Source organism: Rathayibacter sp. KR2-224, assembly GCF_049446075.1.
Taxonomy (GTDB): domain Bacteria; phylum Actinomycetota; class Actinomycetes; order Actinomycetales; family Microbacteriaceae; genus Humibacter.
Genome location: NZ_JBMSEB010000001.1, coordinates 1,513,218 through 1,539,218 on the forward strand (window position 1 = coordinate 1,513,218; position 26,001 = coordinate 1,539,218).

Below are 26,001 nucleotides of genomic sequence, written 5' to 3' on the forward strand. Positions count from 1 at the left end.
CCTCAGTGCCCCTGGTACGGCGCGACGACGACCTCGACGCGCTGGAACTCCTTGAGGTCGGAGTATCCGGTCGTGGCCATGGATCGCCGCAGCGCTCCAACGAGATTCGCGGTGCCGTCCGCAACGCGTGCGGGGCCGTACAGGATCTCTTCGAGCGTCCCCGTCTGCCCGACCTCCATGCGGTACCCACGCGGCAGTTGCGGGTGATGCGCCTCTGCTCCCCAATGCCATCCGCGGCCTGGAGCATCGGTGGCGCGCGCGAGGGTCGTGCCGAGCATGACGGCATCCGCCCCGCAGGCGATCGCCTTGACGATGTCTCCTGATGATCCGAGCCCGCCATCGGCGATCACGTGCACGTATCGCCCGCCGGACTCGTCGAGGTAGTCGCGACGCGCGCCCGCCACATCGGCGACGGCCGTGGCCATCGGCGCATGGATGCCGAGGGTCGCCCTGGTCGTCGACGCCGCGCCTCCCCCGAATCCCACGAGCACGCCCGCCGCGCCGGTGCGCATGAGGTGCAGGGCGGCCGTGTAGGTGGCGGCGCCGCCCACGATGACCGGAACGTCGAGCTCGTAGATGAACTTCTTGAGGTTGAGGGGCTGCTGGTTCTTCGACACGTGCTCGGCCGAGACGGTCGTGCCGCGGATGACGAACAGGTCGACACCCGCGTCGACCACCGTCTGGTAGAACTCCTGGGTGCGCTGAGGCGAGAGGGATCCGGCGACCGTCACGCCCCCGGCGCGGATCTCTGCCAGCCGATCGCGGATCAGCTCGGCCTTGATCGGCTCGGAGTAGATCTGCTGCATGCGCGTGGTCGCCTCAGCGCTCGGCATCGAGCGGATCTCGGCAAGCACGGACTCGGGGTCTTCGTACCGCGTCCACACGCCCTCGAGGTCGAGCACCCCAAGGCCGCCGAGCTGCCCGATCATGATGGCCGTCGACGGTGAGACGACCGAGTCCATGGGCGCCGCGAGGATGGGCACCTCGAAGGTGTAGGCATCGATCGACCACGAGATCGAAACGTCTTCGGGGTCACGCGTGCGCCGGCTCGGCACCACGGCCACATCGTCGAACGCGTAGACGCGGCGGGCCCGCTTTGCGCGGCCGATCTCGATCTCCATGGTCACCGGCCCAGCCTAGATGAGTGATGTGGGCGGCATCCGAAAATCGGAGATCCGCGGCGACACGCGGTGCCCGGCGGGCGGCAGCCGTGCCTGCCGCCGTGTCTTCCGATTTTCGGACGGCCATTGGACAGGCAACGGGACGAGCAACCGGCCCGATCGCGATCACAACACGTCGGATGCCGATGGCAAGCTGGCAGGCATGGATCGCGTCGCCGCTCAGCCCCTCGACCTTCTCCGCACCCGCACCAGCGAGAAGTGGACCGCATACCCGTCCGACGTGCTTCCGCTGTTCGTGGCAGAGTCCGACTTTCCGCTCGCCGAGCCCGTTGCATCCGCTCTGCACGCCGCCATCGACCGTTCGGACACCGGCTACATCGGGCACGATGGCGGCGCCTCCGTCGGCGCGTTCACCGATTTCGCGCGGAGGCGCTGGGGATGGGACGTCGACCCCGAGCGCGTCAGCACGACGACCGACGTGAGCGTGGTCATCGTGGAGGCACTCCGCGCGCTCATCCGGCCTGGCGACGGCGTCGTCATCACGCCTCCCGTGTACCCGCCGTTCTTCGAGCTGATCCCGGAGGCCGGCGGACGCGTGGTGGAGGCTCCGCTCGCCCACACCGCCGATGGTGGTTACGAGCTCGATCTGGACGCGATCGATGCCGCACTGGCGGCCGGCGCGCGCGCCGTGCTCCTGTGCAATCCGCACAACCCGCTCGGACTCGTGCACTCCCGCGAGCGCCTCGCAGAGCTGAGCGAGGTGGTCGACCGCCACGGAGCCGTGGTCGTGAGCGATGAGATCCATGCGCCGCTCACGCACTCGGACGCATCCTTCACGCCGTATCTCACGGTGTCGGAGGCCGCGAGGAACCACACCATCGCGGCCCACTCGGCGAGCAAGGCGTTCAACCTCGCCGGGCTGAAATGCGCCATGTTCGTCACGGCATCCAACCGTATGAGCGACCTCGTGCGCGGGATGCCGCAGGAGGTCGAGGAGCGCACCAGCATCTTCGGGCGCATCGCGAGCACTGCCGCATTCGAGCACGGCGAAGAGTGGCTGAACGGCGTGCTGGCCTCGATCGAAGACAACCGGCGTCTGCTGACACACCTGCTTGCCGAGCGGATGCCCGCCGTGCGCTACCGGGAACCGCGCGCCAGCTACCTCACCTGGCTCGACCTCACCGACGTCGGCTGGGGCGCGGGCCCCGCCGCCGTCGCACTCGAGCGCGCCAAGGTGGCCGTGAACAGCGGGCTCACCTTCGGCGCGCAGGGTGCAGGGCACGTGCGCTTGAACATCGGATGCTCGCCGGAGGTGCTGACCGAGGCGATCGACCGACTGGCGCGCGCCGCCGGGTGACTGCGGCAGGGCGGCGCGCTGTGCTTGCTGAGCGAGGTGCGCCGCTGCCGCTCTTCCGCGGAAAGTGGCGCCGGGCGCGCCTCAGGCCGCTGAGCTGTCCGCCCGGCCGGTCGCGCCGTGGTCTCGGCCCGTGGCCGATGCCGCGGTGTCGGACGTCGCCATGCGCTCCATGATGTCGGCCGCGAGCTCGAGCACACCGCGTTCGGTGGCCGAGAGACTCATCATCGCCTGCTCCAGCCAGGCATCCCGCTGCGCGAGGTCGGCCCCGAGCGCCGCACGACCGGCATCCGTGATCGACAGGATGTGCTCGCGCCGGTCTGCTTCGCTCCGTTGACGCGATACCAAGCCCTCCAGCGCCAGCTCGGCGAAGACCCTGGTCAGCGACTGCGGTCTCTGCCGTTCCACCTCGGCGACGGCGCCGGCGGGAAGCGGCCCGAGCCGCGCGAGCGTGCCGAGCACACTCAGCTTGTTGCTGCTCAGGGCGCCCATCGTGCGCTCGCTCCTCAGCCGGCGCGCCAGACGCATCACGCCGCGGCGGACCGTCTGCGCAGGGGCGACCGCGCGCTCATCGTCAGCTCCGGCGTACGCCGGAGGGTCGGGGAGCGACGAGAGGTCTCGAGTGCGCGCTTGGTTCATTAAGGGATATCTTACTATCGATCCCGATCTTCCCGCGAACTCTTCAAAGACGTCCCTCGAATTGGTAACACCATGCGAACTTTCTTGGCCAGAGCGTTGCGCACGCTCGCGGACCCCGGCCTGCTGCGACTGCGGACCGCAGCTGTTCAGCACGTCATCGCGGTCGTCAGCGGCGTTGCCGCGTGCATTCCCGCCGTCGTCTTCGGCGCGGGACCGTCCGTCGTCGTGCTCGCCGTCATGCTCTCGATCAGCTTCACTGCCGAGCGTGCAGGGGCCACCGCAGCGCAGCGGTGGTCGTCGGTCGCGACCTTGCCCCTGGTCGGGATCGCCGCCGCGGGCGTCGGCTACCTGCTGGTCGCGGTTCCGCTCGTGGGCGACCCGCTCTTCGTGCTGGTGCTCTCCGCGGCGATCTGGGTTCGGCGCTTCGGGCCGCGCGCCAGGCGAATCGGAACCCTCATCGCACTGCCCTTCATCGCGGTGCTCGTCGTCCCAGTGCCCGTGCCGGCGAGTGCAGCGGAGCATCCTGGGCAGGGCTTCGTGTTGTGGGGCGCTGCGGTTGCACTTGTCGTCGCCATCGTGGCAACGGGTGTGCAGTGGGCCGCAAGGGCGAGCGGCGTCACCCCGCGGGCGAACAGCGCCGCTGCTGCCGTCGCGCCCACGACCCCCAAGCGGTCGAGCCTGAGGCCCATGGCAAGCACGCGCATGGCGGTGCAGATGGCGGTGACGCTGTCCGGCGCATTCCTCATCGGTCACGTCGTCTTCGGGGAGCACTGGTTCTGGGCCGTGCTCACCGGTTATGTCGTGGCCAGCGGCAACCGCGGGCGCGGTGACGTGCTGTACAAGGGCATCCACCGCACCATCGGGGCCCTGGGCGGAACCGTTCTCGCCGCCCTACTGTCGCTTGCGGCGCCGGCGACACCGCACGCGGCAGGAGGAGCAGGGATGCCCGTGCTCGCCATTGCCGTGATCCTGGCGCTCGGCCTGTGGCTGAGGCCCGCCGGCTATGGATGGTGGGCCGCAGCGATGACGGCCATGCTGTCCATCCTGACCGAGCTGGAAGGCACGTCGCCCGGTCCCGTCATGCTCGTGCGCCTGGCCGCCATCGCGGCATCCGGCGCCTTCGCGGTCGCCGTCGCATGGTGGGTGCTGCCCGTTCGAACGGGCGACTCGCTCCGGGCGAGGACCGCCGCAGCCCTCGCCGCGCTCGGAGACCTGCTCGTCGCGTGCATCCGTGAGCGCGAGGCGGTGCCGCAGCGAAGGGCATCCTTCGACGCGGCGCTCGCGGGCCTACGCCAGCTGGGGCCGACGATGAAACTGGATCGCCTTGCCCGGCTGCGCGAAAGGGGCAGCGCACAGCGAGCAGACGTCATCCCCGCCATCGAGGGGTGCTGGCAACCCGCTGACAGCATCGCAGCCCGGGTCGAACACGGGCATCGGCTCACCGGCCGGGAATCGCGTGAGCTCGGCGCGCTCGCCCGGCTGCTGGGAGAGTACAGACGGATGCTCGTCGGCGCGCCACCACCGCAGCCCGCCCGCGAAGCGGTCGAGTTCCCGGAACTCTCCGCCGCGATCGAGTGCCTGCTGCCCGCGCTGCGAACGGTCGCGCGCCCCGCGGTACTGGCATCCGGGCCGCCGACCGGGCACTCTTGAGGCATGGTCGACTACGCCAATCCGCTTCGCCCGCACGAACGCATCGCCGATCACGACAGGCAGGACGCGGTCTCGGCGCTCTCCCTGGCCCGCGACGAGGGGCGGTTGACGGCTGATGAGTTCGAGCAGCGCGCCGCCACCGCACGGTCCGCCGTCACCTGGAGCGACCTCGCTCCCCTGTTCTCCGACCTGCCGCGGCCGTCGTCGGTCATGGCGCCCGACGACTACCGGCAGTCCCGCGCGCTCGGCGGCAGGTGGGGCGCCACGATCATGGCGTTCGTGCCGTTCCTGGCCCTCGGGCTGTTCTTCATCGCGGGCTTCGTGTGGAACGGGTGGGCATGGGGTTGGCTGTTCTTCCTGCTGATTCCGGTGCTCGGCATCCTGATCTACGGGCCGGGAGCCGACAACCGGCGCCGACGGTACTGAGCCGACCGTTCCGTGACCATACCGAAGCGATGAACGTGGACAAGGTCGACCGCGCGATCATCGCGCAGCTCAGCGCGGATTCGCGCCTGTCAGTTCGAGCCCTGTCCGAACGCGTGCACGTCTCGCGCAGTGCCGTCGCCAGCCGGTTGCAGCGGCTCATCGCCGACGGCGTGATCGAGGGCTTCGGCGTGCGTGTCGATCGCAAAGCGATCGGTTTGCACGTCACGGCGCTCGTGATCGTCAAGGTGGAGCGCCAACCCGGCTGGAAGGATGTCGCGGCCTCGCTTTCGGCCCTCCCGTTCGTGGAGAGCGTGCTCGCGGTCAGCGGCGACATCGACTTCGTGGTCACCGTGAGCGCGCCAGACCATGAGCACCTGAGCGACGTGATCATGCGGCAGCTGCACGAGGTGGAGGGCGTGGCATCCACCCGCTCCTACATCGTGCTCGAGTCGTGGGACGGCACGGCGCCCGGCATCGCACGCGATCGCTGGGACGACGCGGAGTGACCGCGCAGCCCAACCGCTCTCGGACGGGCGACAGGCCGGCTGAGACGTGGGCTGAGCACTCGGCCGAGATAGCGCGGACAATCCGCCTCGACGCAGCTCTTGGCAGCTCTTTACGCGGCGGACGAATGGCACGACTGAGCGTGCGATTCGTGCCTAATTGACCGCGTACTACGGCCACAACTGCCGACTGAATCGACCTTGCCGCATTCCGGTGCGCCCCGGGCCGGCACATCGCACCATGGCAGTGTGAGTGACGACGAGGTCATGGCAGAGGCGCGCGCCGCAGGAGGCCGCCCGAGCGTGCGCGCGGCATCCGTTGCACTACCTACCGCCGAGCCCATCAGGCTCATCGACGAGCGCGGGAGGCCGGCCGCTGCCGAGCGGACCGCGGGATTCTCGCTGCCGGATGCGGGCATCCTTCTCGACCTGTACCGCCGCATGGTCGTCGCGCGGCGGTTCGACGTGCAGGTCAGTGCGCTCACGAGACAGGGACGGCTCGCCACCTACCCGAGTGCCCTCGGCCAGGAGGCGTGCGAAATCGGTGCGGCGGCGGCGCTGGCGGATGCCGACTGGTTGTTCCCGACCTACCGGGACTCGATAGCACTGCTCACCAGGGGCGTGCCGCCCGTTGGCATCCTGTCGTTCTTCCGCGGCGACTGGCACTCGGCGTTCGACCCGACTGAGCACCATGTCGCCCCGCAGACCACACCGCTCGCCACCCAGGCCCTGCACGCGGTCGGCTTCGCCATGGCGGCCAAGCTCAAGGGTGAGCAGACGGTGACCCTGACCTTTCTCGGCGACGGTGCGACGAGCGAGGGCGACGCTCACGAAGCGTTCAACTTCGCGGCCGTCTGGCAGACGCCGACCGTGTTCGTCATCCAGAACAACGGCTACGCGATCAGCGTGCCCTTCGCCAAGCAGTCGAGGGCACGCACGCTGGCCGACAAGGCGATCGGCTACGGGATGCCAGGGCATTTCGTCGACGGCAACGACGTCGCGGCGATGTATGCAGTTGTGGCGGATGCCCTCGAGCGCGCGCGGCGCGGCGAGGGTCCCACGTTGATCGAGGGCCTCACCTACCGCATGGAGGCGCACACCAACTCCGACGATCCCAGCCGGTACCGGGACGACGACGAGGTCGAGCGGTGGCGGGCTCTCGACCCCGTCACCCGGCTCGAGACGTACCTGACCGACGATGGAACGCTCACCGAGCAGCTGCGAGCCGAGATCGCGGATGCCGCTGAGCAGCTCGCCGCCACCACCCGCGAGGCCATGAACGAGTCGCCGCACCTGGACCCGCTCGAGCTGTTCGAGCATGTCTACGCAACACCGCGGGCATCCATGGCCGAGCAACGGGCGTACCTCGCCGACGAGCTGGCGGCATCCGGATCGCACGTGTATGCGGGCGGCACGGGGACGACGGGAACGGGTGTGACTGGCATGGGCGCGACTGGCACTGGCACGCCCAGCACGGGCACGACCGAGACGGGAAGGGCGTCATGACCATCGCGCATCACACGGACGCGCCGGCGCAGGGCAGTGCCGCGGCGCCGGCATCCCGCAGCCTCGCCGGAGCGCTCAACGCCGCACTCGCCGACGCGCTCGATGAGGAAGACTCGGTCGTCGTCTTCGGTGAGGACGTCGGCCCGCTGGGCGGCGTGTTCCGTGTCACCGACGGGCTGTCCGCCCGCTTCGGCGAGCAGCGCGTGTGGGACTCACCGCTTGCCGAGGCCGGCATCGTCGGCACGGCCATCGGCATGGCCATGAACGGCATGCGCCCGGTCGTCGAGCTTCAGTTCGACGCGTTCAGCTACCCGGCGTTCGAACAGATCACCTCGCACCTGGCCAAGATGCACAACCGCACGAAAGGACGCGTGAGCCTTCCCGTGGTCATCCGCATTCCGTACGCGGGTGGGATCGGCGGCGTCGAGCACCACTCGGACTCCTCCGAGGCGTACTGGACCCACACGCCCGGGCTCACGGTGGTGACGCCATCGAACCCGTCCGACGCGTACTGGATGCTCAGGCAGGCCATCGCGAGCGACGACCCGGTCGTCTTCCTCGAGCCGAAGAGCCGGTACTGGATGAAGGATGCCGTCGACCTCGCGCAGCCGGCGCGGCCGCTCGACCGCGCGCGTGTCATCCGCTCAGGGACCGACGTGACGCTGCTCGCGTACGGACCAACGGTGAAGACCGCGTTGGATGCCGCGGAGCTCGCCGAACTCGAGGACCTTTCCATCGAGGTCGTCGACCTGCGCTCGCTGTCTCCGTTCGACGACGAGACCGTTGGGGCATCCGTGCGAAAGACGTCGCGGGCGGCGGTGATCCACGAGGCGGCTCAGTTCGGAGGGTACGGTGCCGAGGTCGCGGCTCGGGTCACCGAACGCAACTTCTTCTACCTGGCCGCGCCCATCCTGCGCATCACGGGCTTCGACGTGCCGTACCCGTCGCCCAAGCTCGAGGAGTACTACCTGCCGACGGCCGAGCGCGTGCTCGCCGCGCTCGACACGTGGGAGTGGTGAGCGGCATGGCTCACGGCGACGAGCCCGGCGGGCAGCGCGAACGATTTCTGCTTCCCGATCTCGGTGAGGGGCTGACCGAGGCGACCATCGTGTCGTGGCTCGTGCAGCCTGGCGACACGGTGGCGGTCGATCAGCCGGTGGTCGAGGTGGAGTCGGCCAAGTCGATCGCCGAGCTGCCGTCGCCGTACGCGGGCAGGGTGCACGAACTTCACGCGGCGGTCGGGGACGTCGTGCACAAGGACGACCCGCTTGTCACGATCACGGTCGGCGCGGAGGCAGAGGAGCGCGACGAGCTCGTTCCCGGCACAGCGCTTTGGGCGGAGGGACACGCGGAGGCCGGTGAGGCGGCCCCGCAGCGCGTCGACGAGCAGCCGGAGGCATCCGGAGCCGTTCTCGTGGGTTACGGCGTCACCGAGTCCACCCGTCGGATCGGTCGCCCCGCGGGCGGACGCTTCGGCCGTGGACGCCGACACGTTGGCATCGCAACGCGGCAAGACGGCTCCGGCGGCTCACAAGACGAACGTGTCGCGGCCGCGACCCCGTTGCCGCACGATGGTGTGCGGTCGCCGGTGGTGTCGCCGATCGTGCGCAAGCTCGCCAGGGACAACGGCTTCGACGCAGCGGAACTCGAGGGAACGGGGCCCGGATCGCTCGTCATGCGGCAAGACGTGGAGGCCGCGATCGCCGCACGACGGGAGGCGCCCCGGCTTGCGGAAGACGGAGGCTCCGACACGCGCATCCCGATCGTGGGTGTGCGCAAGATCATCGCCGATCGCCTCACGAACTCGAGGCGGAGCATCCCCGACGCCACCATCTGGCTCGACGTCGACGCGACCGAGCTCGTGCGCGCGAAGGAGCGTCTCGCCGAGGCGACCGGCGAGCGGTACAGCGTCACGGCGCTCGTGGCGCGCTTCGTCGTCGCGGGCCTGCGACGGTATCCGGTGCTGAACTCGTCGGTCGACGAGGCGGCCGGCGAGATCGTGCAGCACTCCGCGGTGAACCTCGGACTCGCCGCACAGACCGGCAGAGGCCTCATGGTGCCTGTCGTGCGCGGCGCAGAGCGCTTGAGCCTCAGCGAGCTGCGGGATGCCCTCGCCACCCTGGTCGCGCACGCGCAGGCCGGCGATTACCCGCCCTCCGCGCTCTCCGGGGGCACGTTCACGCTGAACAACTACGGCGCGCTCGGCGTGGACGGCTCGTCGCCCATCATCAACCACCCCGAAGTGGCCATGCTCGGGCTGGGGCGGCTTATGGAGCGGCCCTGGGTGGTGAACGGGCAGCTCGCGGTTCGCACTGTGACGACGCTGTCGCTCGTGTTCGATCACCGCGTGTGCGACGGCGACGTGGCATCCGGGTTCATCACCTACGTTGCGCGGTGCATGCAGGAGCCGCTGCTCGCGCTGACCGAGTTGTAGAAACTGCTCCTACCGTGGGAGGAGCAACTTCGCCTCCCGCCGGAGGATGCGCAAGGCAGGCGTGCGCGGGAGGCTGGTGCCATGACATCCTTCCGATTCGGCGTGGTCAGCGGTTCGCACGGCGACGCTCGCGCCTGGGGCGAGACCGCGAGGCGGATGGAGGCCAGCGGCTACTCGGCTCTGCTCGTGCCCGACACGCTGTACACGCCGTCGCCGTTCCTCGCGCTCACGGCCGCCGCCGCTGCCACGACGGAGCTGCACCTCGGAACGTGGGTGCTCGCCGCGCCGCTGCGCAGCCCCTCGGAGGTGGTGCGCGAAACCAGGACGATCGTCGAGCTGTCGGCCGGACGGTTCGAGCTCGGCATCGGTGCCGGGCGGCCGCAGGGCGAGCAGGATGCCATGGCGCTCGGCAGGCACTGGGGCACCCCTCGGGAACGGGTCGACCTGGTTCAGGCGACGCTGGAAGCCGCACGCGCCGAACTCGGCGATGCGCTTCCGATCACGTTGGCCGGCAGCGGAGACCGGATGCTCCGTCTCGCCGGTCGACTGGCCGACACGGTGGCGCTTCCGCTGCCGCCGACCGCCACGATGTCCGACGTGGCGGCGCAGGCCGAGCGGGTGCGGGCATCCACTGCGGAGGGCAGAGCTCAGCTCGGGCTGGCCCTGCAGATCTCCGGCGTCGGCGACGATGTTCCTGAGTGGTTGCGACGCAGTTCAGGCGTGACGCCCGAGGGGTTGCGCGATGCGGGAGCAGTGGCGCTGCTGTCCGGCGATTCTGCCAGCGACGCCGACGCGCTGCTCGGGCTTCGCGAGACGACGGGCGTGTCGTTCATCACCGTCTCCGAGGAGTTCGCGGAACGCCTCGCCCCGCTCGCGGCGGCCCTCAGCGGCCGCTGAAGCGCGGCAGGCGCCACCGAACACGACACGTTTTCAGGACCTGAGCAGGGCCGTCGACATACTGGCCGCCGATGAGGCTCTGTCCTGAAATCGCGTTGGGGCGGCGGCCCTCAGCGGCCGCTGAAGCGCGGCGGGCGCTTGTCCTGGAACGCCGCGAAGCCCTCCGCATAGTCGATTGTGCTCGACAGCGCGACCTGAGCATCCGTCTCGTCGGCCATCGACTGCCACAGTCCGATCCTCTCGTCGCGGATGCGCGCGACGAGCCGCTTCTCCGCCACGAACGCGGCCGTCGGTCCCGCCGCGACCGCCGCCGCCTTCTCCCGCGTGAACGCCAGCACCTCGCCGGCCGGCAGAACGCGGCTGAAGAGGCCGGATGCCACGGCATCCGATCCGCTCATCAGCTCGCCCGTGTAGACGAGGTCGAGCGTGCGATGCGCGCCGAGACGCTCCACGAAGAGGGCGTGCCCGCCGGAGTCGAGCGCGGCACCCAGTCCCGCGAACGGCGAGCCGATCTTGGCGGTGTCGGCCACGTACACGACGTCGGTTGCGATGAGCAGCCCCAGACCGACGCCGAGGCACGCGCCGGTCGCAACGCCGAACGTCGGAGCAGGGAACTCGGTGAGCCGGTGCAGGAGCGTCGTGAGTCGATCGAGGTAGCCGCGCGGGTCATCCGTCGCGGGATCCACGTGCGACACATCACGACCCGCGCAGAACGCCCGGCCCTCGCCGCGCACCACCAGGGAGCGCGCCCCCTCGGCGGAGTCGAGTGCGGCATCCACCTCGTCGAGAGCGTCGCGATCGAGCGAGTTCAGCTTCTGCGGCCAGTCCAGCACCACTTCGGCGACATCGCCGTCGCGCTCAACGCGTACCGGCATGGTTCTCCCCTCCTCGATCACGTGTCGTAGTCGACGACGACCTTCTCACTCGTCGGAATCGACTGGCAGGTCAGCACGTATCCGCGGTCCAGCTCGTCCTGCTCGAGCGCGTAGTTCTCCACCATGTCCACGGTGCCCTCGCGCAGAACGGCTCTGCACGTGCCGCACACGCCGCCGGCACAGGCGAACGGCACATCCCCCCGCACCCGGAGCGCCGCGTTGAGGATGCTCTCCCGCGCGTGCGCGGCGCTCGTCACCGTCGACGTGGTGCCGTCGAGCCGGAACGAGATCGTGCACGTCTGCTCGCCCGGGTCCACGGCGATCGGCCTGCCGCGCTGGGGTGCCGGGCTTCCGGGCTCCCCCGTGGTGAAGAGCTCGTAACGGATGCTCTCCGCCGGCACCCCGCGCGCCCCAAGCACGTCTCTGCACAGCTGCACCAGCTCGAACGGCCCGCAGAGGAACCACTCGTCCACATCCGCAACCGGCAGCAGCCGGTCCAGGATCAGGTTCAGCTTGTCGGCGTCCAGCCGGCCGCTCAGCAGGTCGGAGCTGCGGCGCTCCCTCGTGAGCACGTGGTACAGCGCCAGTCGTGACGGGTAGCGGTCCTTCAGGTCGGCCAGCTCATCGACGAACATCGTGTCCATCGCGGTGCGATTCGAATAGACGAGCGAGAACCGGGTGTCGTCCGAGGCGGCGAGCACGCTCTGCGCGAGCGCGATGACGGGCGTGATGCCGCTGCCTGCCGCGATGGCCGCGCAGTGTGCCCGGCTGTCGTGAGCCGGGCTGTCGGCGACCACGCGCGACGTGAACCGGCCCTCCGGACTCATCACCTCGAGCGTCATCCCCGGTTGCAGCTTCTCCAGCGCCCAGGTCGAGAACACGCCGCCCAGGTCACGCTTGATCGCGACCCGCAGTTCGCCGAGCGGTTCGTCCGGGGTCGGCGCCTGGCAGATCGAGAAGCTGCGGCGCAGCATGTCGCCGCCGATCCGCGTGCGAATGGCGATGTACTGCCCGGGCTCGTAGTCGTACGCATGCGCCAACTCATCGGGGACGGCGAAAGCGACCTCGATGGCATCCGGGGTGAGCCTGCGCACCGCCGAGACCGTAAGCGTGTGGAACGCGCCTCGGCGCTTCGACTGGGAAGGGAGGGGGGATGATGCGGTGGTCGCAGCGCGCATCAGTGCGCCTTGAAGTGGTCGAACGGCTCGCCGCACCTCTGGCACACGTACAGTGCCTTGCACGAGGTCGACCCGAAGCGCGACACTTCGCGCGTGTGCAACGACCCGCAGTGCGGACAGCGGATGCCCAGCCCGAGCCCCACTCGACCCTCGCTTCGAGCGGCGGGCGGTGCGATGCCGAACGCCTCCAGCTTCGCCTTGGCGCTGTCGCTCATCCAGTCGGTGGTCCACGCCGGTGCGAGTACGGTGCGCACCTCAACGCGCGGATACCCGGCGGCGGCGAGCGCCGACACGATGTCGTCTCGGATCGCGTCGACCGCGGGACACCCTGAGTACGTGGGCGTGATCTCCACCCGCACGGTGGCGGCCTCGCCATCGCCGACGACCCGCACCGAGCGCAGCACGCCGAGGTCTTCGATCGTGAGCACCGGAACCTCCGGGTCGCACACCTCGGCCGCAAGCGCCCATGCGCGGCGCTCGGCGCTGTCCACCGGCTCCCGGCGCTCGGCCGCGTCCGCCGACTCCATCACCATGTCGCCCCCGGATGCCGCCTAGCGAGCACCTGCATCTCCGCCAGCAGGTGCCCGAACGCCTCGGTGTGCACGCCGTCGCGTCCGCCTCCCCTGGCACCCGGAAGCCCGGGCACCTCGAGTCCGGACTCTGCGATCACGGCGGGCACGGTGCGGTCGAACGCGTCTCGCAGGCTCTCCGGCGGCACCGCGATGCCGTCGAGCGTGGCGAGCGACGCATCCGAACGGAACAGCTCGTCGACGAACGGCCACATGGCATCCAGACCAGCCTGCATGCGCTCGTGGGAGACATCCGTTCCCAGGCCGAGGCGCCGGACCCACTGCACGCTGTGATCGACGTGGTACTCGACCTCCTTCGCGGCCTTGGCGGCGATCGCCGCGAGCGTCGGGTCGGCGGATGCCTGCAGCCGCCGGTACAGCGCGTCGAAGTACACGGAGGCGATGAGTTGTCTCGCGATGGTGTGGGCGAAGTCACCGTTGGGGCGCTCGAACAGCTGGTGGTTGCGGAATTCGGACTCGTCGCGGAAGTACGCCAGGTCATCCTCTGTCTTGCCCCACGCCGAGCCGGCGTAGGTGAGCAGCGACCTCGCGTGGCCGAGCAGGTCGAGGCCGATGTTCGCGAGCGCGACGTCTTCCTCCAGCTCGGGGGCGTGCGCGATCCACTCGCCGAGGCGCTGGGCCAGGATCAACGCGTCGTCGCCGAGCGCGAGTGCGTATCGGGCTACCTCGTCGCTCGGGCGGTCGAGGCCCTCGGCGAGTTCGCGCTCGATCGTTTCGGCCGAGACGGCGGTGGAGATGGGTCGGCTGGTGTGTCTCATGGCTAGAGGTGCGGCACCCCCTCTGAGTCGGTGTAGTACGTGGCGTGACGGAATTCCTTGCCCTCCGCTGACTCGAAGAACGCCCCGCGGGCATCCACGTCCGAAGCGGTGATCGCGCTCGAGGGCACCACCCAGACGGAGACGCCTTCGCCGCGCCGGGTGTAGACGTCGCGGGCGTTGCGCACGGCCATGACGGCATCGGGCGCGTGGAGGGATCCGGCGTGAACGTGCGAAAGGCCTCTCGCAGAGCGGATGAACACCTCCCACAGCGGCCACGTCTCCCGGCCGCCCGTCGTGCCTTGCGCCTGCTCGTCGGAGGCGGCCATCACGCGATCCTCACCAGGCGGGCCGAGCGGTCGGCATCCTGCCGTTCGGCATACGCCCTCGCGGCCTCGCGCACCCAGGCGCCGTCCTCGTGGGCCGCCCGGCGGTTCTCCAGTCGAACGGTGTTGGCCTGGCCGTGGCCGGCGAGCACGTCGTAGAACTCGTCCCAGTCGAGTTCGCCGAAGTCGTAGTGGCCGCGCTCCTCGTTCCACCTCAGATCCGGGTCGGGCAGCGTGACGCCGAGCACCTCGGCCTGAGGCACGATCATGTCGACGAACCGCTGCCGCAGGTCGTCGTTGCTGAAGCGCTTGATCTTCCACCCCATGCTGCGCTGCGAGTTCGGGGACTCGCCGTCGGGCGGCCCGAACATCATGAGTGCAGGTGCGTACCAGCGGTTCACGGATTCCTGCGCCATGCGCCGCTGTTCCTCGGTGCCGCGCATGAGCGTGAGCAGAATCTCGAAGCCCTGCCGCTGATGGAACGACTCCTCCTTGCAGATGCGCACCATCGCCCGGCCGTAAGGCCCGTAGGAACAGCGGCAGAGCGGCACCTGATTGCAGATCGCGGCGCCGTCGACCAGCCATCCGATCGACCCCATGTCGGCCCACGTGGGAGTGGTGTAGTTGAAGATCGACGAGTACTTCGCCTTGCCGCTCAGCAACTGCTCGTACATGGTCTCGCGATCGATGCCGAGCGTCTCAGTGGCCGAGTACAGGTAGAGCCCGTGGCCTGCCTCGTCCTGCACCTTGGCCATCAGGATCGCCTTCCGCTTGAGGCTCGGCGCCCGGGTGATCCAGTTGCCTTCCGGCTGCATGCCGATGATCTCGGAGTGGGCATGCTGCGACATCTGCCTGATGAGCGTCTTGCGGTACGCCTCCGGCATCCAGTCCGTGGGCTCGACGCGGGAGTCCTGCTCGATGAGCCGCTGGAACGTGAGCTCCTCCGCGGTCGGATGGGCCACCGGCGAGTCGGAGGCAGCGGTCCGCGAAACCGCCGTCCGTGATTCGGATGCGGCACCCGCGGCGGCCGGTCGCGTCTCATCCCCAGGCATCCCGCTTGCTGTCGTCATCGTTCACCCCTGTCGGTGCGGTCTTTCCTCCGGCCCATCTGGCGCCGGCACTTCGTCGTGCCCTGCCGCATTCGCACGTGAATCGCTCCATCCGCCGTTGGACTGCCGCATTAGCCCGTGAACTCCACCCACCATTAGCCCGTGAATTCCACCACCACAGAACCTTATACTGACCGAACGTTCAGTTAGTATATTGTGCCATGCGGGACACGGACAAGGTTCGTCCCCGAGCCGCCGGCCACGGGCATCCGCTGTTCCGCCGGCGCCTGCGGCGTTCGACGATGAGCGAGGAGCGTGCATGAGCAGCCAGACGATGATGCAGCGTGACAGGGCGTCCACGGGTCTCGGCATCGAGGTGATCACCGACGAAGCCGGCTACGCCGTCGTGCGGATGCCCGTGCGCGACGACATGCTCAACGGTTTCGACATCATCCACGGCGGCCTGGTCTTCGCGCTGGCAGACACCGCCTTCGCGATCGCGTGCAACGAGGACGACGACGTCACAGTGGCCGCCGGCGCAGACATCACCTTTCTCAAGTCCACGACCGCCGGCTCGGTTCTGACCGCGACGGCACGGCGAGTGGTACGGCGCGGTCGCACCGGTGTGTACGACGTCAGCGTCGTCGACGAGACGGGCGACGCCGTCGCCGAGTTCCGCGGGCGCTCGGTCACCACCCGCCGCACCGCACCGCCCACCACCCTCACCCCGGCCCCTACCCCCAGTCCCAGCCCCAGAGACCGCCACTGAGACTTGGCGTACGCCAAGTCAGGTGGGGAGACACCAGCACCACCGAACGCGGGAGACGTCGATGACGACGACACAGGCAGCGCCGCTGCGGATGACCCCGGCCGATCCGGACTCGCTCGATCCCGAGGAGCGGCTCGACGTCGATGCCCTGCGCGCGCTCCAGCTCGAGCGGCTGCAGTGGACGGTGCGCCACGCGTACGACAACGTGCCGCTGTACACGCGCAAACTCGACGAGGCGGGGGTGAAGCCATCAGACATCCGCTCGCTCGACGACATTCGGCTGCTGCCCTTCACCACCAAGGCCGACCTGCGCGAGACGTATCCGTTCGGCATGTTCGCCGTGCCGATGTCCCGGGTGGCGCGCATCCACGCGTCGAGCGGCACGACCGGCCGCCCCACCGTGGTGGGTTACACACTCGGCGACCTCGACCGCTGGGCGTCGCTGGTCGCGCGGAGCCTGCGGGCATCCGGCGTGCGGCCAGGCATGAAGGTGCACAACGCCTACGGTTACGGACTCTTCACCGGCGGACTCGGCGCGCACGCAGGCATCGAACGGCTCGGCGCCACCGTCATCCCGGTCTCCGGCGGGCAAACGGCACGGCAGGTGCAGCTCATCGCGGACTTCGAGCCCGACGTCATCATGTGTACGCCGAGCTATCTGCTCACGATCGCGGATGCCATGGAGCAGGCCGGAATCGATCCCCGCTCGACGAGTCTGAAGGTCGCGATCCTCGGCGCAGAGCCCTGGACGAACGAGCTTCGGCACGCCATCGAGCAGCGCATGGGCATCGACGCGGTCGACATCTACGGGCTCAGCGAGGTCATGGGACCGGGAGTCGCCAACGAGTGCGTGGAGACCAAAGACGGACCGCATATCTGGGAAGACCACTTCCTGCCGGAGGTGATCGGCGAGAACGGCGATCCGCTGCCAGACGGCGAGCGCGGCGAGCTCGTGTTCACCTCGCTCACGAAGGAGGCGTTCCCCGTGCTGCGCTACCGCACGCGCGACCTCACGCGCCTGCTGCCCGGCACGGCGAGGCCCGCCATGCGCCGCATCGAGAAGATCACCGGACGCAACGACGACATGATCATCCTGCGCGGGGTCAACCTGTTCCCCACGCAGATCGAGGAGCTCGTGCTCGGCATCGAGACGCTCACGCCGCACTTCGTGCTCGAGCTGACGAAGGCTGGGGCACTGGATGCCATGACGGTGCGCATCGAACGTCACCCCGGTCTTCCCCGCGAGACGTGCGAAGCAGCCGCCGTCGTGCTGGCCGAGCGCATCAAGAGCCGTCTCGGCTCCACTGTGGACGTCGAACTCGAGGAACCGGGCACGCTTCCGCGCAGCGAGGGCAAGTACAAGCGCGTGTACGACCTGCGATGAGCATCCGTTTCCACCCTCACGGCCCCGTGCGAAAACAGGCAGGAAAGCGCGTTCCTCGTGAGAGCAGGCAAGATGCTCCTGTCCTTGCGCGGTTTGCCTGTTTTCGGGTGATGCCGAGTTGTGCGCGGACGCCCACTCACAGGCTGGAAGACTGAGGATGATGACCGAGACGAAGCCAGAAACTGCGACGAGGCGCGGGCGTCCGGGGTACGACCAGCGGGGCATCCTCGAGGTCGCCGTCGCCGCGTTCAACGAGTTCGGTTACGACGCGACGTCGGTCGGGGTGCTGGCCGAGCGGCTGGGCCTGTCGAAGTCCGCGATCTACCACCACGTCGCATCCAAAGACGAGCTGCTGCGGCTGGCGCTTGACGAGGCGCTCGATGGGCTCGAGGGCGTTCTGCTCGAGCCCGGCGCACGCTCAGGTGCCGCCGCCGACCGCCTCGCACACGTGCTGCGCGGCGCCGTGCTGGTGCTGGTGGAGCGACTGCCCTACGTCACCCTGCTGCTGCGCGTACGCGGCAACACCGAGGTGGAGCGAGCCGCTCTCGCGAGGCGCCGGTCGTTCGACCGTTCGGTCGCCGCGCTCGTGGAGGATGCCCGCGACGAGGGATCCCTGCGCGCCGACATCGACCCAGGCGTCGTCACCCGGCTCCTGTTCGGCATGATCAACTCGATCGTCGAGTGGTACCGCCCAGGCGGCCCGGAGGGCGCGGAACAGCTCGCCGACGACGTACTCACCGTCGCCCTCGACGGACTGCGGGTCGCTACTCCTTCGCCACGAGCGTGAGCACGTCGTAGGTCGCCACGGCCTCGTCGCGCTGGTTCGTCAACACGGCGTCCCAGCGCACCTCGCCGTAGCCGTCGGTCTCGCGCGGCGTTATCTGCTTCGCCGTGAGATCCACGCGGATGCTGTCGCCAGGCGAGACGGGCGTGAGGAACCGCAGGTTCTCCAGGCCGTAGTTCGCCAGCACCGGGCCCGGATCCGGGTCGACGAAGAGCCCGGCCGCGAACGAGACCAGCAGGTATCCGTGCGCCACGCGCCCTGGGAAGAACGGGTTCGCCGCGGCCGCCTCTTCGTCCATGTGCGCGTAGAACGTGTCGCCTGTGAACTCTGCGAAGTGCTCGATGTCGGCAAGCGTCACCTCACGAGGCTGCGACGACACCCGGTCGCCGATGCGCAACTGGGCGAGCGACTTGCGGAACGGATGCCCGTCATCCGAGTTCGATGCGGCTCCCGGATGCCACTCTCCTGTGATGGCCGTGAGCATGTCGGGCGAGCCCTGGATGGCGGTGCGCTGCATGTGGTGCAGCACCGCACGGATGCCGCCAAGCTCCTCGCCCCCACCAGCGCGCCCCGGTCCGCCGTGCACGAGGTGCGAGACGGGCGAGCCGTGGCCCGTCGACGTGCGGGCATCGTCGCGGTCCAGCACCAGGACACGCCCGTTGTACGCCGCGATGCCGGTGACGAGCTCGGCCACCTCGGTCGCATCGTGCGATGCGACGCTCGTGACGAGCGAGCCCCGGCCCGCGGCGACCAGGTCGATGGCCTCCTGCGTGGTGTCGTAGCCGAGCACGCTGGCGGCAGGACCGAACGCCTCGATCGTGTGCACGGCATCCGTCCACGGATCGTCGAAGGCGAGCAGCACTGGCGCCACGAACGCACCGCTCGGATCGGCTGCCTCGGTTCCATCCGCCCGCCGCACGACCGGGTCGTCCAGGTCGCCGTACACGATGCGGCCGCCTGCGTCGACGAGCCGTCGGAGCTGACGCAGCACCTCGTCGCGTTGCTGCGCCGACACCAGCGGACCCATGGTCACACCCTCCGCGCGCGGGTCGCCGAGCACCACCTTGCTGTCGAGCCGCTCGCCGATCGCCGTCACCACGTCATCCCGCAGCGCGCTCGGCACGATCAGGCGCCGGATCGCCGTGCACTTCTGCCCGGCCTTCACGGTCAGCTCGATGACCACGCCCCGCACGAACGCGTCGAACTCGGGTGTGCCTGGACCGGCATCCCTGCCGAGCACCGACGCGTTGATCGAATCGGTCTCGCTTGTGAACCGCACCCCTCCGGTCTGCACCGAATCGTGTGCGCGCAGGCGCTCGGCTGTCGAAGCGGAGCCCGTGAACGACACGATGTCCCCCAGCCTCAGGTTGTCGAACAGGTCGGGCACGCCTCCGGTCACGAGCTGCAGCGAACCGTCTGGCAGCAGCCCGGAGTCGACGAGGATGCGCACGAACGCCTCGGTCACGTAGGCGGTCGGCGTCGCGGGCTTCACGAGCGACGGCACGCCCGCGAGGAACGCGGGGGCGAACTTCTCCAGCGGTCCCCACATCGGAAAGTTGAACGCGTTGATCTGCACAGCCGCGCCGGGCAGGCGCGTGTAGACGTGCCTGCCGAGGAACGACCCGTCCTTCGACAGCCGCTCCGGTGCACCGTCGACGACCAGCTGCGTGTTCGGCAGCTCGCGCCTGCCCTTCGAGGAGTAGGTGAAGAGCACGCCGATGCCGCCATCGACATCGACCATGGCATCCGTCTTCGTCGTACCGCTCACCGCACACAGCTCGTACAGCTCCTGCTTGCGCTCGGTGAGCGCCTGCGCCAACTGTTTCAGCAGGATCGCGCGCTGATGGAAGGTCAGGCGGCCGAGAGATGCCTGCCCCACCGTTCGTGCATACTCGAGCGCCCCTGCCAGATCGAGCCCGTTCGTGCCGACATGCGTCACCACCTCGCCGGTCGACGCGTCGCGCACGGCCACGACGTCGGTGTCGTCGCCTGGCGTCCACCAGGATCCCTGCACGTAGCTGGGCAGTATGTCGGTCATGCTGTGCCTCCCTTGCTGCTGATCACACTCGCGAATCGGCTCTCGTGCGCCCGGACTACGGGTGACGCCGACGGTCGCGGCACGAGGCTGTGGTCTCGCGGAATCGGACGGTGCTGATACCCTGCCGAACGTTCGGTCGGTCCCTGACGGACCGACTGCGGCTCACTCGGCCGACTCGCGGTCGGCAAGACGAACGGATCGGGGTGCACGGTGGCACACGCTGCAGACGACGAGGGCACGTGGCGCATCGTGCTCGGCGAGCTCGACGTGAAGATGGGCGTCGAGATCCTCGAGCAGTCGGCGGAGCGGGTCGTGGCGACCATGCCGGTCGAGGGCAATCGCCAGTCGTTCGGCCTCTTGCACGGCGGCGCATCCGTCGCGTTCGCGGAGGCTCTCGGATCGTGGGCCGCGGTCATCCATGCCGGGCCCGGCAGGTCCGCCGTGGGCCTCGACGTCAATGCCACGCACCACCGTTCGGCGAGGTCGGGGCTGGTCACGGGAGTCGCCGAGGCGATCAGCCTCGGACGGCGCGTCACCTCCCACGCCGTGACGATCACAGACGAGAACGGCCGGCTGCTCTGCACCGCACGCATCACCAACCTCATGGTGGACGCGCGCCCAGACGCCGGGTGACCCAAGGACTTGTTCACTCCGGCTGCTCCGGCCAGTCGAAGAAGCCGCGACCGCTCTTGCGGCCGAGCTCACCGGCATCCACCTTGTCGCGCAGCAGCTGCGGAGGTGCGAAACGGTCACCCAGTCGCCGCTGGAGGTACTCGGCGATGCCGAGCCGCACGTCGAGCCCCACGATGTCGGTGAGCCGCAGCGGCCCGACCGGATGCCGGTAGCCCAGCACCATCGCGCTGTCGATGTCGTCGGCGCTCGCGACGCCCTCCTCGAGCATGCGGATCGCCTCGAGGCCGAGCGCGACGCCGAGCCTGCTCGAGGCGAAACCGGGTGCATCGGCCACGGTGATCGCGGTCTTACCGATACCGGCCACCCAGTCCTGCGCTGCCCCCACGGTGTCGTCCGTCGTCGCCGACCCTCGCACGACCTCGACCAGCTTCGATGCCGGAACGGGGTTGAAGAAGTGCAGCCCGAGGAATCGCTCGGGCCGCGTCGCGGCCTCGGCAAGGTCGTCGATCGAGATCGCGGATGTGTTGCTGGCAACCACGGCGTGCGGTGCCGCCCGCTCGATGCGGTGCAGCGACTCGACCTTCAGCTCGAACTGCTCGGGCACCGCCTCGATCACCAGGGCGCACTCTGCGAACGCGTCGTCGGTCGCGCCTACGAGAAGCCGGGCGGCAAGGGCGTCCACGGTCTCCGCAGTGGTGCCGCGTTCGACGCTCGCCCGTACGGCGTGCATCACGCGAGCGGATGCCGCCGCGCACTGCTCGGCGTCGCGCTCGACGACGCGCACGAGGCATCCGGCGAGCAGGAAGGCGTGCGCGATGCCTGCACCCATCGTTCCCCCGCCGAGCACGCCGACGACTGGCGGAAGCGGGGTCGTCATGGCGTGCCTCCGTCCGCTTCGGCCCCTGCGGTCTGTGCCGCTCCGTCGGGGCCCGCGTGCGCGTTCCTCTTCCTGTGTTCGAGGAACTCCGTCATGCGCCTGTGCTTCTCCGGGGAGTCGAAGAGCACGGCCTGCTCGCGGAGCTCGGCCTCCGGGTGCGCCTCCGCAGGAGCGGCAAGCAGTGCCTTCGTCGCGATCGTGGCCGCGGCATCCATGGATGCGATGCGGTCGGCGAGCCTGTGTGCCGCAGGCAGCAGGTCGGCGGGCTCCACGATCTCGCTGAGCAGCCCGGCACGGAGCGCCTCCTCGGCGTTCAGCCGGCGTCCGGCCAGCAACAACTGCTTCGCCAGCGACTCCCCCACGAGCGCAGGCAGCCGCCAGGTGGCGCCGGCGGCCGCGACGATGCCGAGGCCGGTCTCCGGATTGCCGAACACCGTGCGTGGTGTGCCGATGCGGAAGTCCGCGGCGTAGGCGAGCTCTGCACCTCCGCCGAGAGCCCATCCGTCCACGGCCGCGATCACCGGCATGGGCAGCCGCGCGATGCGCAGGAACAGACGCGTGTTGATACCGGCGAGCGCATCCTGGGCCGTGCGGTCGCGCAACTCGGCGATGTCCGCACCCGAGGCGAAGACGCCATCGCCTCCCACGATGATCAGGATGCCCGGGTCCCGTTCCAGCTCGGCGCACAGCTCGTGCAGTTCGTCCACCATCGCCTGATCGATGGCGTTGCGGGTGTGAGGGCGATCGAGGGTGACGACCGTACGGTCTCCGGCGCGTTCGACGCGCAACGTCCGCTGCCGGGTCATGCGCTCTCCACGATGAGCGAGGTGCCCTGGCCGACGCCGACGCACATCGTGGCGAGGCCGTATCTCGTGCCCTCTCGAAGCATCCGGCCGAGCAGCGTGACCACGAGCCTGGATCCGCTGGAGCCGAGCGGATGCCCGAGCGCGATCGCCCCGCCGTCGGCGTTCACGATGGAGTCGTCGAGCTCGAGCTCGCGCATGACGGCGAGCGATTGCGTCGCGAAGGCCTCGTTCAACTCGACGCTCCCGATGTCGTGCATGCCGAGGCCGCTCCGCTGCAGCGCCTTGCGCGTGGCGGGCACGGGTCCGATGCCCATCACCTCGGGTGCGACTCCGGCGCTCGCGCCGGCAACGACTCGGGCAAGCGGAGTCAGCCCGTACCGCTCGACGGCAGAGGCGCTGGCGACGACGAGCGCGGACGCTCCGTCGTTGAGCGGGCTCGAGTTGCCGGCCGTCACCACGCGCCCGCCCGCAACCACGGGACGCAGCCGGGCGAGGGCATCCATGCTGGTGTCTCGGCGCGGACCCTCATCGACGATGACGGGACCGGCCTTGGTCGGCACGGAAACGAGCTCGTCGTCGAAACGTCCGGCATCGGCAGCCGCAACGGCACGGAAGTGGCTGCGCAGGGCGAACGCGTCGGCATCGCTCCTGCTCACGCCGTACACCCTGGCGACCTCCTCCGCCGTCTCCGGCATCGAGTACGTCGCCTTGTCGCGGGCAGCGAGCACGGGGTTGACGAAGCGCCATCCGATCGAGGTGTCGAACTGGTCGCCCGGCTTCGCGAACGCCCGCTCCGGCTTGGCCTGCACCCATGGTGCGCGACTCATCGACTCGACGCCGCCCGCCACCACGACATCCGCGTCCCCTGCGCGAATGGCCTGCGCGGCCATGGTCACCGCCGTGAGCCCAGATGCGCACAGCCGGTTCACCGTCACACCCGGCACCTCGTCGGGCAGACCGGACAGCAGCACGGACATCCTTGCAACGTTGCGATTGTCCTCGCCCGCCTGATTCGCCGCACCGAGGATGACCTCGTCGATCGCCTCGTCCGGCACCCCGGAGCGACGCACGGCCTCCCGCACCACGAGCGCCGCCAGATCGTCGGGACGCACGCCGGACAGCACGCCTCCGTAGCGGCCGACGGGCGTGCGCACGCGCGAGACGAGGTACGCGTCGGACATCGTCGCCCGCCCTTCATCGCGCCGGACCAGCCTGCAACGACGGTCGAATTAGTTACCGACCGTTCGGACAGTAATTCTGGCAGAGGCGCGCGGCCCGGTCAACCGGGCGGCGTCGACCGACCCGAACCGCTGAAACGGGCCAAGACCTCAGACGACGCTCAGCGCGTGTAGTTCGGCGCCTCGACGACCATCTGGATGTCGTGCGGGTGCGACTCCTTGAGACCAGCCGGCGTAATGCGCACGAACTTGCCGCGCTCCTTCAGCTCGGGAATGGTACGTGCACCGACGTAGAACATCGACTGGCGAAGGCCGCCGGTGAGCTGGTAGGCAACGGCGGACAGCGGGCCGCGGTAGGGGACGCGACCCTCGATGCCCTCAGGGATGAGCTGCTCGTCGCTCGGCACGTCGGCCTGGAAGTAGCGGTCGCGCGAGTACGAGGTCTTCTTGCCGCGGGTCTGGAGCGCGCCGAGCGACCCCATGCCGCGGTAGTTCTTGTACTGCTTGCCGTTCAGGAAGACCAGGTCGCCGGGGCTCTCGTCGCATCCGGCGAGCAGGGAACCGAGCATGACGGTGTCCGCGCCAGCGACGAGGGCCTTCGCGATGTCGCCGGAGTACTGCAGCCCGCCGTCCGCGATCACGGGAACGCCCGCCGGGCGAGCGGCGAGGGATGCCTCGTACACGGCGGTGATCTGCGGAACGCCCACGCCTGCAACGACGCGCGTGGTGCAGATGGACCCGGGCCCCACGCCGACCTTGATGGCGTCGGCACCTGCATCCACCAGGGCCTGGGCACCGGAGCGAGTGGCGACATTGCCGCCGATCACCTCGACGTGTCCTGCGCGAGGCTCGTGCTTGAGGCGGTGGATGATCTCCAGCACGCCCTTGCTGTCCCCGTTGGCCGTGTCGACGACGATCACGTCGACACCCGCGTCGACGAGCGTCATCGCGCGGTCCCATGCGTCGCCGAAGAAGCCGATCGCGGCGCCGACGCGAAGCCGGCCCTCGGCATCCTTCGTGGCGTTGGGGTACTTCTCGCTCTTGTCGAAGTCCTTGACGGTGATAAGCCCGCGGAGCTTGCCCTCCTCGTCGACGAGCGGCAGCTTCTCGATCTTGTGCTGCGCGAAGATGGCGATCGCGGAATCCGGGTCGATGCCGACGGGAGCCGTGATGAGCGGAGTCTTCGTCATCACGTCGCGCACGAGCGTCGTCGAGGTCTCGAACGGAGAGACGAAGCGCATGTCGCGGTTGGTGATGATGCCGACGAGCGTGCCGTCATCCTCCACCACGGGAAGGCCGGAGACGCGGAACTGGCCGCACAACGCATCCACCTCGGCAACAGTCGCGTCTGGGCGCGTCGTCACGGGGTTGGTCACCATGCCTGACTCGCTGCGCTTCACCTTGTCGACGTAGGTGGCCTGGTCTTCGATGGAGAGGTTGCGGTGCAGAACGCCGAGGCCGCCCTGGCGCGCCATGGCGATAGCCATGCGTGCCTCGGTGACCGTGTCCATCGCGCTGGAGAGCAGCGGCGTTGCCACCGTGATGCGCTTGGTCAGGCGCGACGACGTATCGGCCTCGCTCGGAATCACGTCGGTATGCCCCGGCAGGAGCATCACGTCGTCGTACGTCAGTCCCATGAAGCCGAACGGGTCCGCCTGGTCCATCTCTCCCCTGTCCTCGCTGTCGCCTTCACCCTCGGCGTCGGGAAGGCGGATCGCGGTGCAATCCCCCTGCACCAGCGCGACAAGGATGTTCCAGGATAACGCCGCGCACCTGCGAGGAATTCCCCGAGCGCGCGGCGGACGAGAGCGCCGCTCACGCAGGCACGGGCGCCGCTGCTCCTGGCCTCGGCGTCAACGCCGCCGCGAGCCGGCGAAGGCCGGAACGGATGCGCCGCCCCGCGCGCTTGAACCAGTCGTCATCGTCCTTGTCGCGGTTGAGTATCAGCACCACGACACGCATGGCCGCGATCGCGAGCCAGATGGCTGCGAAGAACGTGTCGCCTACCATCACGTCGGCGACGGCGATGATCGTGGCAAGCAGCGCAACGAGCGAGGCGAGCACGATGTAGCGGCTGCGCCACACGTACCGCTCGTGCGAGCCGCGCACAGCGCGCCGGTACAACGCCAGCGCGTACGACTCCGCGAAGCTCACCCCGAGCGCAGCGCTGACGAGCAGCAGCATGCCGATCGCCATGGTACAACTATGCGCTCTGCACCCGACGTCCGA

Annotated in this window: 26 protein-coding genes; 12 read left to right on the plus strand and 14 right to left on the minus strand. The window is 69.3% G+C overall.

Features of this window, described 5'->3' with window-relative positions:
- Window positions 1–2 precede the first annotated feature (2 nt).
- The gene (locus ACO2Q7_RS06865; RefSeq protein ID WP_423355985.1) at window positions 3–1,121 is read right to left on the minus strand and encodes a GuaB3 family IMP dehydrogenase-related protein; all 1,119 of its coding nucleotides are present in this window, start codon (window positions 1,119–1,121) and stop codon (window positions 3–5) included.
- Window positions 1,122–1,323: 202 nt separating this feature from the next.
- On the opposite strand from ACO2Q7_RS06865, the gene ACO2Q7_RS06870 reads away from it, so the two are divergent.
- Entirely contained in the window at window positions 1,324–2,478 is a 1,155-nt protein-coding gene (locus ACO2Q7_RS06870; RefSeq protein ID WP_423354862.1) for a MalY/PatB family protein, read from the plus strand.
- Window positions 2,479–2,559: 81 nt separating this feature from the next.
- On the opposite strand, the gene ACO2Q7_RS06875 is transcribed toward ACO2Q7_RS06870, so the two are convergent.
- The gene (locus ACO2Q7_RS06875) at window positions 2,560–3,114 is read right to left on the minus strand and encodes a MarR family winged helix-turn-helix transcriptional regulator (RefSeq protein ID WP_423354863.1); all 555 of its coding nucleotides are present in this window, start codon (window positions 3,112–3,114) and stop codon (window positions 2,560–2,562) included.
- 72 nt (window positions 3,115–3,186) lie between these two features.
- Between ACO2Q7_RS06875 and ACO2Q7_RS06880 the strand changes: the two genes are divergently transcribed.
- From ACO2Q7_RS06880 to ACO2Q7_RS06910, 7 genes are all read left to right on the plus strand, one after another.
- The gene (locus ACO2Q7_RS06880; protein WP_423354864.1) at window positions 3,187–4,764 is read left to right on the plus strand and encodes an FUSC family protein; all 1,578 of its coding nucleotides are present in this window, start codon (window positions 3,187–3,189) and stop codon (window positions 4,762–4,764) included.
- Between the two features lie 3 nt (window positions 4,765–4,767).
- Window positions 4,768–5,190, plus strand: coding sequence for a DUF1707 domain-containing protein (locus ACO2Q7_RS06885; protein WP_423354865.1), 423 nt, complete (start codon window positions 4,768–4,770; stop codon window positions 5,188–5,190).
- Between the two features lie 29 nt (window positions 5,191–5,219).
- On the plus strand, window positions 5,220–5,696 hold the full coding sequence (locus ACO2Q7_RS06890; RefSeq protein WP_423354866.1) for an Lrp/AsnC family transcriptional regulator: 477 nt from the start codon (window positions 5,220–5,222) through the stop codon (window positions 5,694–5,696).
- 264 nt (window positions 5,697–5,960) lie between these two features.
- Window positions 5,961–7,199: a pyruvate dehydrogenase (acetyl-transferring) E1 component subunit alpha gene (gene pdhA / locus ACO2Q7_RS06895; protein WP_423355986.1), complete on the plus strand. Its 1,239-nt coding sequence runs from the start codon at window positions 5,961–5,963 to the stop codon at window positions 7,197–7,199.
- Window positions 7,196–8,218, plus strand: a complete 1,023-nt coding sequence (locus tag ACO2Q7_RS06900; protein WP_423354867.1) for an alpha-ketoacid dehydrogenase subunit beta — start codon at window positions 7,196–7,198, stop codon at window positions 8,216–8,218. Before pdhA ends, ACO2Q7_RS06900 begins: the two co-directional genes overlap by 4 nt.
- A gap of 5 nt (window positions 8,219–8,223) precedes the next feature.
- Window positions 8,224–9,633 carry a dihydrolipoamide acetyltransferase family protein gene (locus ACO2Q7_RS06905; RefSeq protein WP_423354868.1) on the plus strand — a complete coding sequence of 470 codons (1,410 nt, stop codon included), beginning with the start codon at window positions 8,224–8,226 and terminating at the stop codon, window positions 9,631–9,633.
- 81 nt (window positions 9,634–9,714) lie between these two features.
- A complete protein-coding gene (locus ACO2Q7_RS06910) occupies window positions 9,715–10,530 on the plus strand; it encodes an LLM class flavin-dependent oxidoreductase (RefSeq protein ID WP_423354869.1) in 816 nt (271 codons plus the stop codon).
- A 110-nt stretch (window positions 10,531–10,640) separates the two neighbouring features.
- Here ACO2Q7_RS06910 and ACO2Q7_RS06915 read toward each other — a convergent pair whose 3' ends face one another.
- The 6 genes from ACO2Q7_RS06915 to paaA are packed head-to-tail and all read right to left on the minus strand — an operon-like array spanning window position 10,641 to window position 15,324.
- Window positions 10,641–11,405 (minus strand): enoyl-CoA hydratase/isomerase family protein, encoded by a 765-nt coding sequence (locus tag ACO2Q7_RS06915; protein ID WP_423354870.1) that lies wholly within the window; start codon window positions 11,403–11,405, stop codon window positions 10,641–10,643.
- Between the two features lie 17 nt (window positions 11,406–11,422).
- Window positions 11,423–12,583, minus strand: coding sequence for a 1,2-phenylacetyl-CoA epoxidase subunit PaaE (gene paaE / locus ACO2Q7_RS06920; protein ID WP_423354871.1), 1,161 nt, complete (start codon window positions 12,581–12,583; stop codon window positions 11,423–11,425).
- Window positions 12,583–13,116: a 1,2-phenylacetyl-CoA epoxidase subunit PaaD gene (paaD, locus tag ACO2Q7_RS06925; protein ID WP_423354872.1), complete on the minus strand. Its 534-nt coding sequence runs from the start codon at window positions 13,114–13,116 to the stop codon at window positions 12,583–12,585. Before paaD ends, paaE begins: the two co-directional genes overlap by 1 nt.
- The gene (gene paaC, locus ACO2Q7_RS06930; RefSeq protein ID WP_423354873.1) at window positions 13,110–13,931 is read right to left on the minus strand and encodes a 1,2-phenylacetyl-CoA epoxidase subunit PaaC; all 822 of its coding nucleotides are present in this window, start codon (window positions 13,929–13,931) and stop codon (window positions 13,110–13,112) included. The genes paaD and paaC overlap by 7 nt, the downstream gene beginning before the upstream one ends.
- 2 nt (window positions 13,932–13,933) lie before the next feature.
- A complete protein-coding gene (gene paaB, locus ACO2Q7_RS06935) occupies window positions 13,934–14,257 on the minus strand; it encodes a 1,2-phenylacetyl-CoA epoxidase subunit PaaB (protein ID WP_423354874.1) in 324 nt (107 codons plus the stop codon).
- Window positions 14,257–15,324 carry a 1,2-phenylacetyl-CoA epoxidase subunit PaaA gene (paaA, locus tag ACO2Q7_RS06940; RefSeq protein ID WP_423354875.1) on the minus strand — a complete coding sequence of 356 codons (1,068 nt, stop codon included), beginning with the start codon at window positions 15,322–15,324 and terminating at the stop codon, window positions 14,257–14,259. Before paaA ends, paaB begins: the two co-directional genes overlap by 1 nt.
- Window positions 15,325–15,622: 298 nt before the next feature.
- Between paaA and paaI the strand changes: the two genes are divergently transcribed.
- The 3 genes from paaI (at window position 15,623) to ACO2Q7_RS06955 (ending at window position 18,243) form a co-directional block, all read left to right on the plus strand.
- Window positions 15,623–16,072 carry a hydroxyphenylacetyl-CoA thioesterase PaaI gene (paaI, locus tag ACO2Q7_RS06945; protein WP_423354876.1) on the plus strand — a complete coding sequence of 150 codons (450 nt, stop codon included), beginning with the start codon at window positions 15,623–15,625 and terminating at the stop codon, window positions 16,070–16,072.
- A gap of 61 nt (window positions 16,073–16,133) precedes the next feature.
- Window positions 16,134–17,456 carry a phenylacetate--CoA ligase PaaK gene (gene paaK, locus ACO2Q7_RS06950; RefSeq protein ID WP_423354877.1) on the plus strand — a complete coding sequence of 441 codons (1,323 nt, stop codon included), beginning with the start codon at window positions 16,134–16,136 and terminating at the stop codon, window positions 17,454–17,456.
- Window positions 17,457–17,616: 160 nt separating this feature from the next.
- Entirely contained in the window at window positions 17,617–18,243 is a 627-nt protein-coding gene (locus ACO2Q7_RS06955) for a TetR/AcrR family transcriptional regulator (protein ID WP_423354878.1), read from the plus strand.
- Here ACO2Q7_RS06955 and paaZ read toward each other — a convergent pair.
- Window positions 18,221–20,278, minus strand: coding sequence for a phenylacetic acid degradation bifunctional protein PaaZ (paaZ, locus tag ACO2Q7_RS06960; protein WP_423354879.1), 2,058 nt, complete (start codon window positions 20,276–20,278; stop codon window positions 18,221–18,223). The two genes, ACO2Q7_RS06955 and paaZ, sit on opposite strands and share 23 nt — an antisense overlap.
- Window positions 20,279–20,551: 273 nt before the next feature.
- On the opposite strand from paaZ, the gene ACO2Q7_RS06965 reads away from it, so the two are divergent.
- Window positions 20,552–20,911: a PaaI family thioesterase gene (locus ACO2Q7_RS06965; protein ID WP_423355987.1), complete on the plus strand. Its 360-nt coding sequence runs from the start codon at window positions 20,552–20,554 to the stop codon at window positions 20,909–20,911.
- A gap of 13 nt (window positions 20,912–20,924) precedes the next feature.
- On the opposite strand, the gene ACO2Q7_RS06970 is transcribed toward ACO2Q7_RS06965, so the two are convergent.
- The 5 genes from ACO2Q7_RS06970 to ACO2Q7_RS06990 form a co-directional block, all read right to left on the minus strand.
- On the minus strand, window positions 20,925–21,788 hold the full coding sequence (locus tag ACO2Q7_RS06970) for a 3-hydroxyacyl-CoA dehydrogenase family protein (protein WP_423354880.1): 864 nt from the start codon (window positions 21,786–21,788) through the stop codon (window positions 20,925–20,927).
- Complete coding sequence (locus ACO2Q7_RS06975) at window positions 21,785–22,594, minus strand: enoyl-CoA hydratase/isomerase family protein (protein WP_423354881.1); 810 nt, start codon at window positions 22,592–22,594, stop codon at window positions 21,785–21,787. The genes ACO2Q7_RS06970 and ACO2Q7_RS06975 overlap by 4 nt, the downstream gene beginning before the upstream one ends.
- On the minus strand, window positions 22,591–23,775 hold the full coding sequence (locus tag ACO2Q7_RS06980) for a thiolase family protein (protein WP_423354882.1): 1,185 nt from the start codon (window positions 23,773–23,775) through the stop codon (window positions 22,591–22,593). Before ACO2Q7_RS06980 ends, ACO2Q7_RS06975 begins: the two co-directional genes overlap by 4 nt.
- Before the next feature lie 158 nt (window positions 23,776–23,933).
- Window positions 23,934–25,436, minus strand: a complete 1,503-nt coding sequence (gene guaB, locus ACO2Q7_RS06985) for an IMP dehydrogenase (RefSeq protein WP_423354883.1) — start codon at window positions 25,434–25,436, stop codon at window positions 23,934–23,936.
- 151 nt (window positions 25,437–25,587) lie between these two features.
- The gene (locus ACO2Q7_RS06990; RefSeq protein WP_423354884.1) at window positions 25,588–25,968 is read right to left on the minus strand and encodes a hypothetical protein; all 381 of its coding nucleotides are present in this window, start codon (window positions 25,966–25,968) and stop codon (window positions 25,588–25,590) included.
- Window positions 25,969–26,001 lie beyond the last annotated feature (33 nt).